The sequence below is a fragment of the Streptomyces angustmyceticus genome (assembly GCF_040701845.1).
GTDB classification, from domain to species: domain Bacteria; phylum Actinomycetota; class Actinomycetes; order Streptomycetales; family Streptomycetaceae; genus Streptomyces; species Streptomyces angustmyceticus_A.
This window is the reverse complement of record NZ_JBFBHQ010000003.1, coordinates 211,766-227,546: the sequence shown is the minus strand read 5'-3', so window position 1 is coordinate 227,546 and position 15,781 is coordinate 211,766. Positions and strand designations below refer to the sequence as shown.

Here is a 15,781-nt window from a genome sequence, read left to right as displayed (position 1 = left end):
CGGTGCCCGTCACCGGCGGCAGGCGGCCTCCGCCCGGCCCGGGTTCACCCGAGTGAGGGGGCGGCGCCGCCCGCGGGCGGCGCTCCGGTCCGCGGCCGCCGGTCCCTCAGCGCCGGCGCGGCCCCGACCGGTGCACCGGACCATGGGCGTCCTCGCAGTGGCCGGCCTGCTGCTCCGCTTCGGCCGCGGGCCGCGGTCCCAGGGTCAGCACGTCGTCCTGCGCGCCCTGCTCACCGACGTGATCGACCTGGAGGGTGGCGTGGCTGATGCCGTACTCCCCGCTCAGCAGCTCCTGCAGGCTGCGGCGGACCTTGTGGCAGTCGCCGCCCGGCGCCACCAGGATGTGCGCGGAGAGCGCCGGCTGTCCGGAGGTGATCTGCCAGATGTGCAGGTCGTGCACCTCGACGACCTCGTCCGTGGCGACCAGGTGCTCGCCCAGCGCGTCCGGGTCGACGCCGGCGGGCGCGGCCTCCATGAAGATCCGCCCGGACTCGCGCACCAGCCCCGTACCGGCCCGCAGCATCAGCACGACGACCACCAGCGAGGCGATCGCGTCCGCCCGCTCGAAGCCCGTCGTCAGCACGATCAGACCGGCGAGAGCGGTGGCGACGAAGCCGAACAGGTCGGTGAGGATGTGCTGGTAGGCGCCCTCGACGTTGAGGCTGGAGCGGTTGGCGCGGGACAGCAGCCAGGTGCAGATCAGGTTCACCACGATCCCGGACAGCGCGGTGACCAGCACCAGCCCGCCGGTCACCGCGGGCGGCGAGATCAGCCGCTGGACCGCCTCGTACGCCAGCCAGACGGACAGCAGCAGCAGGGTGATGCCGTTGGCCTGGGCGGAGAGGATCTCGGCGCGCTTGAGGCCGTAGGTGTAGCCGCCGCGTGCGGGCCGCGCGGCCAGCCGCATCGCGACCAGGGCCAGCACGATCGAGACCGCGTCGGTGAGCATGTGGGCGGCGTCCGAGATCAGTGCCAGGGACTGCGCCACGACGCCGATGACGACCTCGACCGCCATGTACGCGGTGAGCAGGATGAGCGCGCTGCGCAGCCAGCGCCGGTCGGCGTCCGGTGCGACCCCGTGGGCGTGGCTGTGGCTGTGCCCGTGGCTGTGGGCGTGCTCGGTCATGGGCGCGCTCCTTCCTGGCTCCTCTCTGCGAAGCAAACCGCACTTCGGCGAAAGATCCAAAGGCTGCATCGGTGACCGTTGTCATTACCGTCGAACGGCCCATCGTGCCTGGTCAGAGCGGTGCGAACGAGGAAGGGGCTTTGGTGGGAAGCGGAGCGCGGATGTCCGCTCGCGGCGGGCGTGGGAAGCCGGCGCGGCCCCGGCGCCCGGGTAGCATCCGGCGCTATGAGCGCTACGGGCGTCACCGCGCGGCCCGCCCCCGGCAAGGGCCAGATCCTGACGGTGCTCGGCCTGCTGGCCGCCGTCGCCGTCCTGTACGGGCAGCACGACGGCCTCCCCTTCTGGCTGGGCGCCCTGACCGGTGTGGTCTCCGTGCTCGGCTACCTGGTCTGCTTCGACTCCCCGCGCGGCATCTGGCAGTGGCTGCCGGCTGGCGTGGGCTTCTGCGCGGCGTTCCTGTTCGCGGGGCAGTTCCTCGTCGCGCTGCTGTCCTGAGGCCGGAGCCGGCAGCGCCCGCGGGCGCCGCGGAGCGCGGGTTCACGGGGGCAGCGGGACGGCGCGACCCGACCGGTCAGTAAAGTTCGGCTCCCGTCCCCCGGACCGGTGCCCCCTCGTCGGGTGCCTCGGGTCCGGCCCTCCCGACCTCTGAGGTACTCGGCAGTGAGCCCCGCACCACCCGCCCCGGCCGCTCCTGAACCCGTTTCCGTCGTCGGCATCGGGGCCGACGGCTGGGACGGCCTGCCCGCCGCCTCCCGGCAGGCCCTGCGGACGGCCGAGGTATTGATCGGCGGCGCCCGCCAGCTCGCGCTGCTGCCCGCGGAGTGCGCCGGTGAGCGCGTGCCGTGGCCCTCGCCCCTGCGCCCCGCCGTCCCCGGGCTGCTCGCCGCCCACGCCGGGCGCCGGATATGCGTGCTGGCCAGCGGCGATCCGATGTTCCACGGCATCGGACGGACCCTGACCGAGGTGCTGTCGGAGCAGGAACAGGAGCAGGAGCAGGCCGTGGCGGACGGCCCGCCGACGCCGCGGCTGCGGATCCTCCCGCACCCGTCCTCCGTCTCCTACGCCTGCGCCCGCCTCGGCTGGCCGCTGGAGGACACCGAGGTCGTCACGCTCGTCGGGCGGCCCACCGAGAACCTGGCCCGCGCGCTGTACGACGGCCACCGCCTGCTGGTGCTGTCCGCCGGCGCCGCCACCCCCGCCGAGGTCGCCGCCCTGCTGCGCGACCGCGGCTTCGGCCCGACCCGGATGCGGGTGCTGGAGCAGCTCGGCGGCCCCCGCGAACGGACGGCCCAGGGCACCGCCGCCGACTGGGACGCCCCGCCCGCCGACCCCCTCAACGTCATCGCCCTCGACTGCCGCCGCGCGCCCGGCACCCCGCCCCTGGCCACCGTCCCCGGCCTTCCCGACGCCGCCTACGAGCACGACGGCCAGCTCACCAAGCGCCATGTCCGCGCCGCCACCCTCGCCGCGCTGGCGCCCGCCCCCGGCGAACTCCTGTGGGACATCGGCGGCGGCTCCGGCTCCATCGCCGTCGAATGGCTGCGCGCGCACCGCACCTGCCGCGCCCTCAGCGTCGAGCGCGACGCCGTACGCGCCGAGCGGATCGGCCGCAACGCCCGCTCGCTCGGCGTCCCTGCGCTGCGCGTCGTCCACGGGTCGGCGCCCGCCGCCCTGGAGGGGCTGCCCACGCCGGACGCGGTGTTCATCGGCGGCGGGCTGACCGCCCCCGGCCTGCTGGCCGCGTGCTGGGCGGTGCTGCCCGCGGGCGGCCGGATCGTCGCGAACACCGTGACGCTGGAGTCCGAGGCGCTGCTCGCCGACTGCCACCGGCAGCACGGCGGCGAACTGGTCCGGCTCGCGGTCTCCCACGCGGTGCCGGTCGGCGGCTTCACCGGCTGGCGGCAGGCGATGCCGGTCACCCAGTGGTCGGCCGTGAAGCCGCCCGCCGCCTCCCCGTCCCCGTCCGACCTCCCCCAGGAGACCGAGCAACCATGACCGTCCACTTCATCGGCGCGGGTCCCGGCGCCGCCGACCTGATCACCGTGCGCGGCGCCCGCACGCTCGCCTCCTGCGGGGTCTGCCTCTACGCCGGCAGCCTGGTGCCGCGCGAGCTGCTCGCCGAGTGCCCGCCCGGCGCCCGGCTCGTCGACACCGCGCAGCTGGACCTCGACACGATCACCGCCGAGATGGTCCGTGCCCACGAGGAGGGCCACGACGTCGCCCGGCTGCACTCCGGCGACCCGTCCGTCTTCAGCGCGGTCGCCGAGCAGATGCGCAGGCTGGACGCGGCCGGGGTGCCGTACGAGGTCGTGCCCGGCGTCCCGGCCTTCGCCGCCGCGGCCGCCGCCCTCAAGCGCGAACTGACCGTCCCCACCGTCGGCCAGACCGTCATCCTCACCCGGGTCGCCCAGCGCGCCACCCCCATGCCCGAGGGCGAGGACCTCGCCACCCTCGGCCGCAGCGGCGCGCTGCTGGTCCTCCACCTGGCGGCGATGTACGTCGACCGGGTCGTCGGCGAACTCCTGCCGCACTACGGCGCCGACTGCCCGGCCGCCGTCGTCGCCCTGGCCTCCCGCCCCGACGAACTGGTCCTGCGCGGCACCCTCGCCGACATCGCCGGCCAGGTGAAGGCCGCGGGCGTGGTCCGCACCGCCGTCATCATGGTCGGCCGCACCCTGGGCGCCGAGCAGTTCCGCGACAGCCACCTCTACTCGGCGGACCGCGAGCGGCCGCACGCGCCGTGCGGGACGGCGGCTCCGGCGGAGACCCCCGAGAACCCGTGACCGGCGCGCGGAACCCCGGGACCGGGGCCCGGCGGGCGGCCCCGGGCCCGTCCGGCTGACCGCGGGACGCATCGGGGTGAATGTCTGTTACGCGGCACGCGGGGGCCGGTAAGGAAGCTGCGACACCCCAGGGGGGCCGAAGCAAAGGAGTGCGCCACGATGCGTACCAGACTGGCCGCCGGTGCGGTCGGCGCCGCCGTCCTGCTGACGCTCTTCGGCGGCGGCGTCGCCGGAGCCGACGGCAGGGACCACACCACGCAGGCGACGAACGCCCCGGCACAGACGCCGGCACAGACGCACGACAGCTCGCCGTGGACGAACGACAGCCCGGTCCGGCTGAACACCCGCCCGGCAGGCCGCAACGACCGCCGGCAGGCCGGCTTCGACAGCATGGGACGCTTCCGCGACAACCCGCTGCAGCTGACCACCTGCGCCCTCGGCACGGCGCTGGGACGGCTCACCGGCCGCGGCAACGACTGCGTGGCCACCCGGTACGGGCTGCGTACCTGACGGGTGCACAGGTGGGGGGAGCCCGTCACCTGAGCGGGCCGCCCTGACGGGCGTCCCCCGGTCCCCGCGGCTCCGCCCGCCCCACCACCATGCCCGCCCGGTCGATGCAGATGACGTCGACCGCGACGGGCGCCCCCCGCAGCACGGCCAGCGACTCGTCCCGCGCCGTCGCCGCCACCAGATCCCCCAGCGGGACGTCCGCCGCCGCGCACAACTGCAGCGCCGCCAGGCCCGTGTTGGCCTCGGCCACCGCCTGCGCCAGCGCCTCGCCGGCCCCGCCCCGCCGGGCCAGCTCCGCCAGGAAGCCCTTGTCGACCTGGGACCGCGCGGAGTGCAGGTCCAGATGCCCGGCCGCCAGCTTCGACAGCTTGGCGAACCCGCCGCAGATGGTCAGCCGCTCCACGGGATGGCGCCGGATGTACTTCAGCACCGCCCCCGCGAAGTCCCCCATGTCCAGCAGCGCGTCCTCGGGCAGGTGGTGCAGGGCGACGGCGACCTTCTCCGACGTCGACCCCGTACACCCGGCGACATGCCGCCGCCCCGCCGCCCGCGCCACGTCCACGCCCCGCCGGATCGAGTCGATCCAGGCCGAGCAGGAGTACGGCACCACGATCCCGGTGGTCCCCAGGATCGACAGCCCGCCCAGGATCCCCAGCCGCGGGTTCCAGGTGCTGCGGGCGATCTCCTCGCCGTGATCGACGGAGATCTCCACCTCGACGTCGGCCACCGCCCCCGCGCCGCCGTACCGCGCCGCGACCCGGGCCAGGTGCTCCCGCATCATCTGCCGCGGTACCGGGTTGACCGCCGGTTCCCCCACGTCCAGCGGCAGCCCGGGCCGGGTCACCGTCCCGACTCCCGGCCCCGCCCGGAACACGACCCCCGCCCCGGCCGGCAGCGGCCGCACGGTGGCCCGGACGAGTGCCCCGTGGGTCACGTCCGGATCGTCGCCCGCGTCCTTCACCACGCCCGCCATGGCGGCCGAGCGCCCCGGCGCGAGCTCCTCCACCGCCAGCGCGAAGGACGGCGTCTGCCCCTTCGGCAGGGTGATCGTCACCGGATCCGGGAACTCCCCGCTCAGCAGCGCCGTGTACGCGGCCGTGCTCGCCGCCGTCGCACAGGCCCCGGTCGTCCAGCCGGGCCGCAGCCCGGTGTGCGCGAGCTGCGCGCTGCGCCCGCCCGCGGCCTTGCCCGTACCCTGCCGCCCCGTACCCTGCGGTTGCGCTTCAGCCACGGAGGAACCCACATCCCATGCCCGACGCAGCCCGCCCGCCACGCCACGTCCTGATCCTCGGCGGCACCACGGAGGCCCGCCGCCTGGCCGCCGCCCTGGCACCGGAGTCCGCCATGGTGCCGGGGGCCGCGCCGCGTGTGACGACCTCGCTCGCCGGCCGGGTCGCCGCGCCGCGGCTGCCCGCCGGAGAGGTCCGCATCGGCGGGTTCGGCGGCCCCGAGGGCCTCGCCCGCTGGCTGCGCGAGCACGCGGTGGACGCGCTCATCGACGCCACCCATCCTTTCGCCGACACGATCAGTCACAACGCGGCCCTGGCCGCCGCCACCGCCCATGTTCCCCTGCTCGCCCTCCGCAGGCCCGGCTGGGTGCCGGGACCCGGCGACACGTGGCACCAGGTCACCTCCCTGGACGAGGCCGCCGCCGCCCTCCCCGCCCTCGGCACCCGCGTCTTCCTCACCACCGGCCGCATGGGCCTCGCCCACTTCGCCCACCTCACCGACCACTGGTTCCTGGTCCGCTCGGTCGACGCCCCCGAGCCCCCGTACCCGCCCCGGATGACGACCCTCCTGGACCGCGGCCCGTTCACGCTGGAGGGCGAGCGCGCCCTGCTCCGCGACCACCGCATCGATGTCCTCGTGACGAAGGACAGCGGGGCGGCCGCCACCGCCGCCAAGCTGACGGCGGCGCGGGAGGCCGGGGTCCCCGTGGTGGTCGTACGGCGCCCACCGCTGCCGGAGGGCGTGCCGGTGGCGGCGGACCCGGACGAGGCCGCACAGTGGCTCGGCCGCATTTTCAGCGAGGCCATATCTCACTGAAGTGATTGGCCTCGCGGACCCTTTCCGCTAATTCTCCGCGGCGCTGTGCCGATTTTGCGGGCTCGTCGTCACGGCGGGCGTCCGCGTCTTCACCGTCGGAATCACGGGCACTCGCGGATTCGCCCGCCCCTGCGTTCACGGGGCGGACGTCCGTACCGCGTCCGCGAGCCGCCGCGCCACCTCCGGCGTACACCGGCCCAGCTCCACGAGCGGCCGCGGAAAGTGATCCGCCAGCGAGACCGGGTCCACGGCCAGCGACGGAAGGGTGATGCCCGCCCCCTTCAGCGCCGTCCGCAGCTCGCCGCACGCCTGCTCCGCGTCCCTGAGCTTCCCGGCCGCCGGGCTGCGCTCCGTCATTCCCATTCTCATTTCCTCTTTCTCGGTTCGAGTCCTGACTGGGCTGCGACAGCCCTTTCACGGTCCTAGAGTCGTCACAACAGGCAGCCGCCAAAAGGGCGTTGGCGTTGTCGTCGGGACAGGACAACAAGGGGATCGGGGAATGGTCGAAAGGAATTCCGAAGAGTACGAGGGTTCGGCCCGCTGGGTCCTCGCCTGCGAACTCCAGCGGTTACGGGAGGCGTCGGGCAAGTCGCTGGCCCAGCTCGCCGAGGAGACCAACTACGACCGCACCTACCTGCACCGCCTGGAGACCGGCGAACGCCTCTCCAAGCTCCCGGTCATGGAGGCGCTGGACCGGGTCTACGGGACGGGTGAGCTGCTGGTGCGGTTGTGGGGGCTGGCGCGGCTGGATGCCTTCAAGGACAAGTACCGGGAGTTCATGCAGTTGGAAGCGAAGGCGACGATCCTGCATTCGTATGCGATCACAGTTCCTGGCCTGCTGCAGACCGAGGACTTCGCCACGTACTCGCTGTCGTCTTCGCCGACGCCCATAGACCCCGATGAACTCGAAGAATCTGTTGCCGCACGACTGGGACGACAGGAGTTGCTGCGGCGTGACCGGCCGCCGCATGTCCGAGTCATCCTTGACGAGTCGGTATTGCGCCGCCCGGTGCCCGATCCCAGGATCTGGCATGACCAGTTGATGCGCATTTCAGAGGCCGCCGAGGCTCAGCATGTGACCATCCAGGTGCTTCCCTTCGCCGCCGGAGTGCATAGCCTGATGGGTAGTTCACTCTGGCTCTTGTGGGCGGCGGACGGTGGTGCTGTTGCCTACCTGGAAGGCAACAAGTCAGGCGAACTGCTCGAAGAGCCAGCGGATGTTGAGCGCTACCGCCTGTCTTACGATCAGCTTCGCGACGCGGCACTCTCGCCGCCTGATTCAGCAGTTTTCATCCGGCAGTTGGTGGAGGACAGCAGACCATGAACAGCATCCCCGACCTGGTCGAAGCCGTGTGGCGCAAGAGCAGCTACAGCGACGGTGGGGCTGATAACTGCGTCGAGGTCTCCGCCGGCTTCCCCGGTGTCGTCCCGGTGCGTGACAGCAAGAACCCCACCGGCGGCGTGCTGCTCTTCCCGGCCGCTGCCTGGGCGGCCTTCATAGGTGGCGTGAAGGGCGGTCGGCTCAGGTGAGACGGAGCGCCAGGGGTACGGGGGTCGCGTACCCCTGGTGGCCGGCACAACGCCTGACCGCGCCCCGCGAGCGCGCGGGTCGGCCGGGGCCTTCGTGAGCCCCGGCCGTCCCGCCCCGGCTCACCCCTCCGGATACCTCCGCGGCGTCCACACGACCTCCGTGCCGTCGTCGCGCCGGACCGCCTGGGTCTGGGACGAGCCGACGATCAGGAGCGTGCGCATGTCGACCTGGTGCGGGTCGAGGTCGGCCAGGTGCACCGTGCGGACGGATTCCTCGGGGCCGCCGATGTCGCGGGCGAGGATGACCGGGGTGTCGGGGGCGCGGTGCTCCAGGAGGAGTTCGCGGGCCTTGCCGACCTGCCAGGTGCGGCTGCGGGAGCCGGGGTTGTACAGGGCGAGGGCCAGGTCGGCGGAGGCCGCCGCGTGCAGGCGTTCGGCGATGACTTCCCAGGGCTTGAGGCGGTCGGAGAGGGAGATGACCGCGTAGTCGTGGCCGAGGGGGGCGCCGGCGCGGGCGGCGGCGGCATTGGCGGCGGTGACACCCGGCAGGACGCGGACGGGGATCGCACGGTAGGGGTCCTGGGCGGCGACCTCCAGGACCGCGGTGGCCATGGCGAAGACACCGGGGTCGCCGCCGGAGACCACGGCCACCCGGCGGCCGCGGCGGGCCAGGTCGAGGGCGAGTTCGGCGCGTTCGGACTCGACCTTGTTGTCGGAGGCGTGGCGGCGCTGGCCGGGGCGCGGCGGGACGCGGTCCAGGTAGGTGGTGTAGCCGACGAGGTCCTCGGCGGCGGCGAGGGCGCCGCGGGTCTCGGGGGTCAGCCAGAGGGGGCCGGCCGGGCCGGTGCCGACGACCACGACCTCGCCGAGGAGGCCGGAGGGTGCGGCTTCCTCGCCGGGGAGGGCGGGGGACGCCGGCGCCGTGTCGGCGTCGGTGGTCGGTGCGGCGGGCGTCGCGGCGGCAGCGGCACCGGGCGTCGCCGGCGGGAGGTCCGCGATGCGGCTCGGGACGACGCTGACGGAGAAGTACGGGACGGTGTCCGCGTCGATGTCCGCCAGCTTCTGCGTGCGCTCGCCGGACATCGTGGCGCGCTCGACGTAGTGGGCCTCGGAGAGGCGGCCCGAGCGTTCCATGGCGCGGCGGACGGTGGGGAAGGTGCGGCCCAGTTTCATGACGACGGCGGTGTCGGTCGAGGCCAGGCGGGCGGTCAGCTCCTCCTCCGGGAGCGTGCCGGGGAGGATCGTCAGCACCTCGTCGGCCTCGGCGAGCGGCTTGCCCAGGCGGGCCGCGGCGGCGCTGATGGAGGTGACGCCGGGGACGACCTCGGTCGGGTAGCGGTGGGCCAGCCGCTTGTGCATGTGCTGGTAGGAGCCGTAGAAGAGCGGGTCGCCCTCGGAGATGACGGCGACGGTGCGGCCGGCGTCGAGGTGGGCGGCGAGGCGGGCCGCCGCGGACTCGTAGAACTCGTCCAGGGCGCCCCGGTAGCCGCCGGGGTGGTCGGTCGACTCGGTGGTGACCGGGTAGACCAGCGCCTCCTCGATGTGGTCGGCGCGTAGGTGCTCGGCGGCGATGGAGCGCGCGATCGACCGTCCGTGGCGGGCGCTGTGGTACGCGATGACGTCCGCCCGGGCGATCACCTGGACGGCCCGGACCGTCATGAGGGACGGGTCGCCGGGGCCGAGGCCGACGCCGTAGAGGCGGCCGGGGCCGGCCGTGGTCGCGGCGCTGCCGTCACCGGTTGCCTGCTGCTCGCTCACGCTCACTCTTCCTCGCTTGCCATGGCGTTGATCGCGGCCGCGGCCATGGCGCTGCCGCCCCGGCGGCCGCGCACCACGATGTGGTCCAGCTTCGACGGATGGGCGATCAGCGCGTCCTTGGACTCGGCGGCGCCGATGAAGCCCACGGGTATGCCGATGACGGCGGCCGGGCGGGGCGCGCCCTCCTCGATCATTTCCAGGAACCGGAAGAGGGCGGTGGGGGCGTTGCCGAACGCGACCACGGCGCCTTCCATGTGGTCCCGCCACAGTTCCAGGGCCGCGGCGCTGCGGGTGGTGCCCATCCGGGCGGCCAGGTCGGGGACCGAGGGATCGGCCAGGGTGCACAGCACCTCGTTGTTCGCCGGCAGCCGCTTGCGGGTGACGCCGCTGGCGACCATGTTGGCGTCGCAGAGGATCGGGGCGCCGGCGTGCAGTGCCTTGCGGGCGGCGGCCACCACGTCGGGGGTGTAGGCCAGGTCGCGCACCAGGTCGACCATGCCGCAGGCGTGGATCATGCGGACCGTGACCTGGCTGACGTCGGCGGGCAGGCCGTCGAGGGCCGCCTCGGCGCGGATGGTGGCGAAGGACTGGCGGTAGATCGCCGCACCGTCCTTCTCGTAGTCGAACGCGGTCACTCTGGCCTCGGGGGTGTCGGGTGCGGGAGGGCTCGGGTGGTTCATGGGGTGGTGCACGGGGCTTCGGGGCGGTTCGGGTCGGTGCGGCGGCCCGGTCGGGTCATGGGGCCGGGGGCGGGGCCGTCGTGCCGGGGGCGGCGGGCGGCTCGGTGTCCGGGCGTACCAGGGCTACCCGGTAGCCCTCGGCCGTGGCCAGTACGTCGACCCAGGTGCCGTGCGGGTGACCGCAGCGGCGTTCGCAGCCGGACCAGTACACGGGCAGGCCCGCGGGCGGGCGGCCGGCGGGTGCCTCGTCGGGGACGGCCGTGCCGGCGGCGACGGCGGCCGTGGCGTCGGCGCGTACGTCGGTGCGGGACTTGGCGCAGCCGGGGCGGCCGGTACAGGCGCCGAGGCGGTGCCAGGGGGAGGCCGGGTCGGTGACCAGGCCGGCGGCGGTGAGCCGCGCCAGCCGGTCCGGTGCCGCGGCGGCCGGCAGTCCGGGCAGGACGATGCCGCGCCACGGGGTGAGGCGCAGCGCGCCGGCGCCGTCGTCGGCCGCGATCGCGGCCAGCAGCCGCCACTGGGCCGCCGTCAGCCGGCCCAGTGGCGCCAGGACCGAGAGCGCCCGCTCGCCGCCGGGGCCCTCGACGATGCCGGGGGCGGAGGAGTCCGCGTACGGCGGACAGGTGCGGGCGCCGGGTGCGGGCGGCTCGGCCACGTACGCGGCCTCGATGCCCGCCGACCGCAGGGCGTCGGCGACGTCCCGGGCCCGCAGCGCGTGCGCGTCGGGGAGTTCGCGGACCCGCCAGGCGCCGCTGCCGCTCGCCCCGGCGGCGGTCAGGAAGGCCTCGGCGGCGGCGAGCGCGGCGCGCGGTGCGTCCGGGCCGGCGATCCGCAGGGCGCCCGGATCGTCGCCGACCCGCAGCAGGGCGCTGCCCGCCGGGCCGGCCTCGTCCCCGGCCGGTTCTGCGAGCAAGCTCACATCTCCGCCGAGCGCCGCCACATCGCCCCGTCCGTCGTCCAGGACGAACAGGAAACGGCCGGAGAGGGCGGTCGCGAACGCGCTCGCGCAGAGCAGCGCGTCCAGCTCACGGGCCCACCGTCGCACGTCAGAAGGGGTGTGCCGGTCCAGTCCGGCCAGCGGCGAGGCGAGGATGTTGCGGATGCGTTCGTGGGCCGCGGAGGGCAGCAGCCCCGCGTCGCGCAGCAGACCGGCGAGGTGGGCGCCGCAGCCCTCCGCGAGGCCGCGGAGTTCGGCGTTGCCGCGGGAGGTGAGGGAGAGGTGGCCGTCGCCGAGCAGCTCGGCGGCGTCGGCCAGGGCAGTTGCCTGACGGGCCGTCACATCACCGGCCGGCAGCCGGACTCGGGCGAGCCCGCCGTCCGCGGCCGGATGCAGTCGCAGCGCTCCCGGGCAGGCGTCACCGCGGTCCCGCGGAAGCGGTGCGGCGGCCTGGGGCCGTGTCGAGGGGGAGGGCGGCATGGCCGCGAGCATACCCACGGCGGCGGGCGCCGATCCGGGCCGGATCCGGCCATGCGCCCGGGCCGCCGCGGCCGGTCCGAAGGCCCGCTTACCTCGCCCGGCCACAGCCCTTACTATGCAGGTCGGTGGGTCGGCTGGCCCGCCGGACGCCAGCGACGGCGCAGGGGCCACGGCCCCGGGGAGGAAGCCCGGTGAGAATCCGGCGCGGTCCCGCCACTGTGAACCCGGCAGCTGCCGGGCGAGCCAGGAACTCCCGCCGTCCTTACGACCACCCGGGGCGCGGACACCCCGAGGAAGGCCTGCGCTCGCATGCTTCTGCTGCTGTCGACCTCCGACACCGATCTGCTCAGTGCCCGCGCGGCCACGGGCCCCGTGCCGTACCGGCTCGCCAACCCCGCCCGTCTCGACGTCGCCGAGCTGCCCGCCCTGCTGGAGGGCTGTGACCTCGTCGTCGTGCGCCTCCTCGGCGGCATCCGCGCCTGGGAGGAGGGCCTGGAGGTGCTGCTCGCCGAGGACCAGCACCGGCCGGTGGTCGTGCTGACCGGTGAACAGGCCCCCGACGCCCAGCTCATGGAGCAGTCCACGGTCCCGGTCGGCATCGCGGCCGAGGCGCACGCCTACCTCGCGCACGGCGGGCCCGCCAACCTCGACCAGCTGGCCCGCTTCCTGTCCGACACGGTGCTGCTGACCGGCCACGGCTTCGAGCCGCCGGCCCCCGCCCCGAGCTGGGGACCGCTCGATTGGGAGCCCCGCAACGAGACCGGCCCGCTGATCGCCGTGCTCTACTACCGCGCGCACCACATGAGCGGCAACACCGGCTTCGTACGGACTCTGTGCGAGCAGATCGAGGCGGCGGGCGGCCGTGCCCGCCCCCTGTTCGTCGCCTCCCTGCGCACCCCCGAAGCGGAGCTGATCGAGGAGCTGGGGGCCGCCGACGCCCTGGTCACCACCGTCCTCGCGGCGGGCGGCAGCAAGCCCGCCGACGCCTCCGCCGGCGGCGACGACGAGTCCTGGGACGCGGGCGCGCTGGCCGCCCTCGACGTGCCGATCCTGCAGGCCCTGTGCCTGACCGGGCCGCGCAGCGCCTGGGAGGAGAACGACGAGGGCCTCTCGCCGCTGGACGCCGCCTCGCAGATCGCCGTCCCCGAGTTCGACGGCCGGCTGATCACCGTGCCGTTCTCCTTCAAGGAGGTCGACGAGGACGGGCTGCCGGTGTACGTCGCCGACCCCGAGCGGGCCGCCCGGGTCGCCGGGATCGCCGTCCGGCACGCCCGGCTGCGCCACATCCCGGCCGCGGACAAGCGCCTCGCACTGGTGCTGTCCGCCTACCCGACCAAGCACTCCCGGATCGGCAACGCGGTCGGCCTGGACACCCCGGCCAGCGCCGTGGCCCTGCTGCGCCGCCTGCGCGCCGAGGGCTACGACTTCGGCACCGAAGAGGTGCCCGGCCTCGCCTCCGGCGACGGCGACGAGCTGATCTACGCCCTCATCGAGGCCGGCGGCCACGACCAGGAGTGGCTCACCGAGGAGCAGCTCGCCCGCAACCCGGTCCGCATCCCGGCCGCCGACTACAAGCGCTGGTACGCCACGCTCCCGCAGGAACTCCGCGACTCCGTCGAGGAGCACTGGGGCCCGCCGCCCGGCGAGATGTTCGTCGACAAGAGCCGCAACCCCGAGGGCGACATCGTGCTGGCCGCCCTGCGCCGCGGCAATCTGCTCATCCTCATCCAGCCGCCGCGCGGCTTCGGCGAGAACCCGATCGCGATCTACCACGACCCCGATCTGCCGCCCTCGCACCACTACTTGGCCGCCTACCGCTGGATCGCCGCCTCCGCGGCCGACGGCGGATTCGGCGCGGACGCCATGGTCCACCTGGGCAAGCACGGCAACCTGGAGTGGCTGCCGGGCAAGAACGCCGGCCTGTCCGCGGCCTGCGGCCCGGACGCCGCCCTCGGCGACCTCCCGCTGATCTACCCCTTCCTGGTCAACGACCCCGGCGAGGGCACCCAGGCCAAGCGCCGGGTCCACGCCACCCTCGTCGACCACCTCGTCCCGCCGATGGCCCGCGCCGAGTCCTACGGCGACATCGCGCGCCTGGAGCAACTGCTCGACGAGTACGCGGCGATCTCCGCCATGGACCCGGCCAAGCTGCCCGCGATCCGCGCCCAGATCTGGACGCTGATCCAGGCCGCCAAGCTCGACCACGACCTGGGGATGGAGGAGCGCCCCGACGACGAGGGCTTCGACGACTTCCTGCTGCACGTCGACGGCTGGCTGTGCGAGGTCAAGGACGCCCAGATCCGCGACGGTCTGCACGTCCTGGGCGGCGCCCCGGCCGGTGAGGCGCGCGTCAACCTCGTCCTGTCCATCCTGCGCGCCCGCCAGATCTGGGGCGGCACCTCCGCCCTGCCCGGTCTGCGCGAGGCGCTCGGCCTCGACGAGTCCGCCGCGACCCGGACCAGCGCCGACGAGGCCGAGGCCACGGCCCGCGCGCTGGTCCAGGCGATGGAGGACGCGGACTGGGACCCGGCCGCGGTGTCCGGTGTCGCCGGGGGCCACCCGTCCGCGGTCGCCGACATCCTCGACTTCGCCGCCCGCCAGGTCGTGCCGCGCCTCGCCGCCACCACCGACGAGATCGACCACGCGGTGCACGCCCTCGACGGCGGTTTCGTCCCGGCCGGTCCCTCCGGCTCCCCGCTCCGCGGCCTGGTCAACGTCCTGCCGACGGGCCGGAACTTCTACTCCGTCGACCCGAAGGCCGTCCCCTCCCGCCTGGCGTGGGAGACCGGCCAGGCGCTCGCCGACTCGCTGCTGGAGCGCTACCGCGGCGACAACGGCGACTGGCCGCAGTCGGTCGGACTGTCGCTGTGGGGCACCAGCGCGATGCGGACCAGCGGCGACGACGTCGCCGAGGCCCTCGCCCTGCTGGGCGTCCGCCCCGTGTGGGACGACGCCTCGCGCCGGGTCAGCGGGCTGGAGCCGATTCCGCTCGCCGAGCTCGGCCGCCCCCGTATCGATGTCACGCTGCGCATCTCGGGCTTCTTCCGGGACGCGTTCCCGCACGTCATCGGCCTGCTCGACGACGCCGTCCGGCTGGTCGCCGGCCTGGACGAGGCGGCGGAGTCCAACTTCGTCCGCGCCCACGCCCAGGCCGACCTCGCCGAGCACGGCGACGAGCGGCGCGCCACCACCCGCATCTTCGGCTCCCGCCCGGGGACGTACGGCGCGGGCCTGCTCCAGCTGATCGACTCCCGCGACTGGCGCACCGACGCCGACCTCGCCGAGGTCTACACCGTCTGGGGCGGCTACGCCTACGGCCGGGGCCTGGAGGGCCGCCCGGCCCGCGACGAGATGGAGACCGCCTACAAGCGCATCGCGGTCGCCGCCAAGAACACCGACACCCGCGAGCACGACATCGCGGACTCCGACGACTACTTCCAGTACCACGGCGGCATGGTCGCCACCGTCAAGGCGCTCAAGGGCAAGGCCCCCGAGGCGTACATCGGGGACTCCACGCGCCCCGAGACGGTCCGCACCCGCACCCTCGTCGAGGAGACCTCCCGGGTCTTCCGCGCCCGGGTGGTCAACCCCCGCTGGATCGAGGCGATGCGCCGCCACGGCTACAAGGGCGCCTTCGAACTCGCCGCGACCGTGGACTACTTGTTCGGCTACGACGCCACGACGGGCGTGGTCGCGGACTGGATGTACGACAAGCTCGCGCAGACCTACGTCCTCGACCCCGAGAACCGCGACTTCCTCCAGCAGGCGAACCCCTGGGCCCTGCACGGCATCGCCGAACGCCTCCTGGAGGCCGAGTCGCGCGGGATGTGGGAGAAGCCGGACGCCGAGACGCTGGCGGCGCTGCGGCAGGCGTTCCTGGAGACCGAAGGGGAGCTGGAGGGGGAGGACTGACGCCACGGCGGGGCGGCGCGTC

Annotated in this window: 14 protein-coding genes and 1 riboswitch; of the genes, 8 read left to right on the top strand and 6 right to left on the bottom strand. The window is 74.5% G+C overall.

Annotated elements, in window-relative coordinates:
* Positions 1 to 106: 106 nt before the first annotated feature.
* Positions 107 to 1,126, bottom strand: coding sequence for a cation diffusion facilitator family transporter (locus AB0411_RS08410; protein ID WP_366416495.1), 1,020 nt, complete (start codon positions 1,124 to 1,126; stop codon positions 107 to 109).
* A 225-nt stretch (positions 1,127 to 1,351) separates the two neighbouring features.
* Between AB0411_RS08410 and AB0411_RS08405 the strand changes: the two genes are divergently transcribed.
* From AB0411_RS08405 to AB0411_RS08390, 4 genes are all read left to right on the top strand, one after another.
* A complete protein-coding gene (locus AB0411_RS08405; RefSeq protein ID WP_366416494.1) occupies positions 1,352 to 1,621 on the top strand; it encodes a hypothetical protein in 270 nt (89 codons plus the stop codon).
* Positions 1,622 to 1,786: 165 nt separating this feature from the next.
* Positions 1,787 to 3,121, top strand: coding sequence for a precorrin-6y C5,15-methyltransferase (decarboxylating) subunit CbiE (gene cbiE / locus AB0411_RS08400; RefSeq protein WP_366416493.1), 1,335 nt, complete (start codon positions 1,787 to 1,789; stop codon positions 3,119 to 3,121).
* On the top strand, positions 3,118 to 3,909 hold the full coding sequence (cobM, locus tag AB0411_RS08395; protein ID WP_366416491.1) for a precorrin-4 C(11)-methyltransferase: 792 nt from the start codon (positions 3,118 to 3,120) through the stop codon (positions 3,907 to 3,909). Before cbiE ends, cobM begins: the two co-directional genes overlap by 4 nt.
* Before the next feature lie 159 nt (positions 3,910 to 4,068).
* Complete coding sequence (locus tag AB0411_RS08390) at positions 4,069 to 4,419, top strand: hypothetical protein (protein ID WP_366416490.1); 351 nt, start codon at positions 4,069 to 4,071, stop codon at positions 4,417 to 4,419.
* A 25-nt stretch (positions 4,420 to 4,444) separates the two neighbouring features.
* Here the strand turns inward: AB0411_RS08390 and AB0411_RS08385 are convergent, their stop codons facing one another.
* Positions 4,445 to 5,650 (bottom strand): cobalt-precorrin-5B (C(1))-methyltransferase, encoded by a 1,206-nt coding sequence (locus AB0411_RS08385; RefSeq protein ID WP_366416489.1) that lies wholly within the window; start codon positions 5,648 to 5,650, stop codon positions 4,445 to 4,447.
* 17 nt (positions 5,651 to 5,667) lie between these two features.
* Here AB0411_RS08385 and AB0411_RS08380 point away from each other — a divergent pair, with 17 nt between their 5' ends.
* The gene (locus tag AB0411_RS08380) at positions 5,668 to 6,465 is read left to right on the top strand and encodes a cobalt-precorrin-6A reductase (protein ID WP_366416488.1); all 798 of its coding nucleotides are present in this window, start codon (positions 5,668 to 5,670) and stop codon (positions 6,463 to 6,465) included.
* Between the two features lie 135 nt (positions 6,466 to 6,600).
* Here AB0411_RS08380 and AB0411_RS08375 read toward each other — a convergent pair whose 3' ends face one another.
* Complete coding sequence (locus AB0411_RS08375) at positions 6,601 to 6,828, bottom strand: hypothetical protein (RefSeq protein ID WP_437041476.1); 228 nt, start codon at positions 6,826 to 6,828, stop codon at positions 6,601 to 6,603.
* A gap of 136 nt (positions 6,829 to 6,964) precedes the next feature.
* Between AB0411_RS08375 and AB0411_RS08370 the strand changes: the two genes are divergently transcribed.
* Together AB0411_RS08370 and AB0411_RS08365 are read left to right on the top strand one after the other, a co-directional pair.
* Positions 6,965 to 7,789, top strand: coding sequence for a helix-turn-helix domain-containing protein (locus tag AB0411_RS08370; protein ID WP_366416486.1), 825 nt, complete (start codon positions 6,965 to 6,967; stop codon positions 7,787 to 7,789).
* Positions 7,786 to 7,995 (top strand): DUF397 domain-containing protein, encoded by a 210-nt coding sequence (locus tag AB0411_RS08365; RefSeq protein ID WP_366416485.1) that lies wholly within the window; start codon positions 7,786 to 7,788, stop codon positions 7,993 to 7,995. The genes AB0411_RS08370 and AB0411_RS08365 overlap by 4 nt, the downstream gene beginning before the upstream one ends.
* A 120-nt stretch (positions 7,996 to 8,115) precedes the next feature.
* On the opposite strand, the gene AB0411_RS08360 is transcribed toward AB0411_RS08365, so the two are convergent.
* From AB0411_RS08360 to cobG, 3 genes are read right to left on the bottom strand one after another with little or no spacing between them, the layout of a single operon-like run.
* Positions 8,116 to 9,759: a precorrin-2 C(20)-methyltransferase gene (locus tag AB0411_RS08360; protein ID WP_366416484.1), complete on the bottom strand. Its 1,644-nt coding sequence runs from the start codon at positions 9,757 to 9,759 to the stop codon at positions 8,116 to 8,118.
* Positions 9,756 to 10,433, bottom strand: coding sequence for a precorrin-8X methylmutase (locus AB0411_RS08355; RefSeq protein ID WP_366416483.1), 678 nt, complete (start codon positions 10,431 to 10,433; stop codon positions 9,756 to 9,758). Before AB0411_RS08355 ends, AB0411_RS08360 begins: the two co-directional genes overlap by 4 nt.
* 55 nt (positions 10,434 to 10,488) lie before the next feature.
* Positions 10,489 to 11,847: a precorrin-3B synthase gene (gene cobG / locus AB0411_RS08350; RefSeq protein WP_366416482.1), complete on the bottom strand. Its 1,359-nt coding sequence runs from the start codon at positions 11,845 to 11,847 to the stop codon at positions 10,489 to 10,491.
* A 180-nt stretch (positions 11,848 to 12,027) separates the two neighbouring features.
* Positions 12,028 to 12,100: riboswitch (cobalamin riboswitch) on the top strand.
* A 56-nt stretch (positions 12,101 to 12,156) separates the two neighbouring features.
* Here cobG and cobN point away from each other — a divergent pair.
* Positions 12,157 to 15,759: a cobaltochelatase subunit CobN gene (gene cobN, locus AB0411_RS08345; RefSeq protein ID WP_366416481.1), complete on the top strand. Its 3,603-nt coding sequence runs from the start codon at positions 12,157 to 12,159 to the stop codon at positions 15,757 to 15,759.
* Positions 15,760 to 15,781 lie beyond the last annotated feature (22 nt).

Coding starts and splice junctions, on each gene's coding strand:
- AB0411_RS08410 (WP_366416495.1), bottom strand. CDS start 1,126: ATGACCGAGCACGCCCACAGCCACGGGCACAGCCACAGCCACGCCCAC.
- AB0411_RS08405 (WP_366416494.1), top strand. CDS start 1,352: ATGAGCGCTACGGGCGTCACCGCGCGGCCCGCCCCCGGCAAGGGCCAG.
- cobM (WP_366416491.1), top strand. CDS start 3,118: ATGACCGTCCACTTCATCGGCGCGGGTCCCGGCGCCGCCGACCTGATC.
- AB0411_RS08390 (WP_366416490.1), top strand. CDS start 4,069: ATGCGTACCAGACTGGCCGCCGGTGCGGTCGGCGCCGCCGTCCTGCTG.
- AB0411_RS08380 (WP_366416488.1), top strand. CDS start 5,668: ATGCCCGACGCAGCCCGCCCGCCACGCCACGTCCTGATCCTCGGCGGC.
- AB0411_RS08375 (WP_437041476.1), bottom strand. CDS start 6,828: ATGGGAATGACGGAGCGCAGCCCGGCGGCCGGGAAGCTCAGGGACGCG.
- AB0411_RS08370 (WP_366416486.1), top strand. CDS start 6,965: ATGGTCGAAAGGAATTCCGAAGAGTACGAGGGTTCGGCCCGCTGGGTC.
- AB0411_RS08365 (WP_366416485.1), top strand. CDS start 7,786: ATGAACAGCATCCCCGACCTGGTCGAAGCCGTGTGGCGCAAGAGCAGC.
- AB0411_RS08355 (WP_366416483.1), bottom strand. CDS start 10,433: ATGAACCACCCGAGCCCTCCCGCACCCGACACCCCCGAGGCCAGAGTG.
- cobG (WP_366416482.1), bottom strand. CDS start 11,847: ATGCCGCCCTCCCCCTCGACACGGCCCCAGGCCGCCGCACCGCTTCCG.
- cobN (WP_366416481.1), top strand. CDS start 12,157: ATGCTTCTGCTGCTGTCGACCTCCGACACCGATCTGCTCAGTGCCCGC.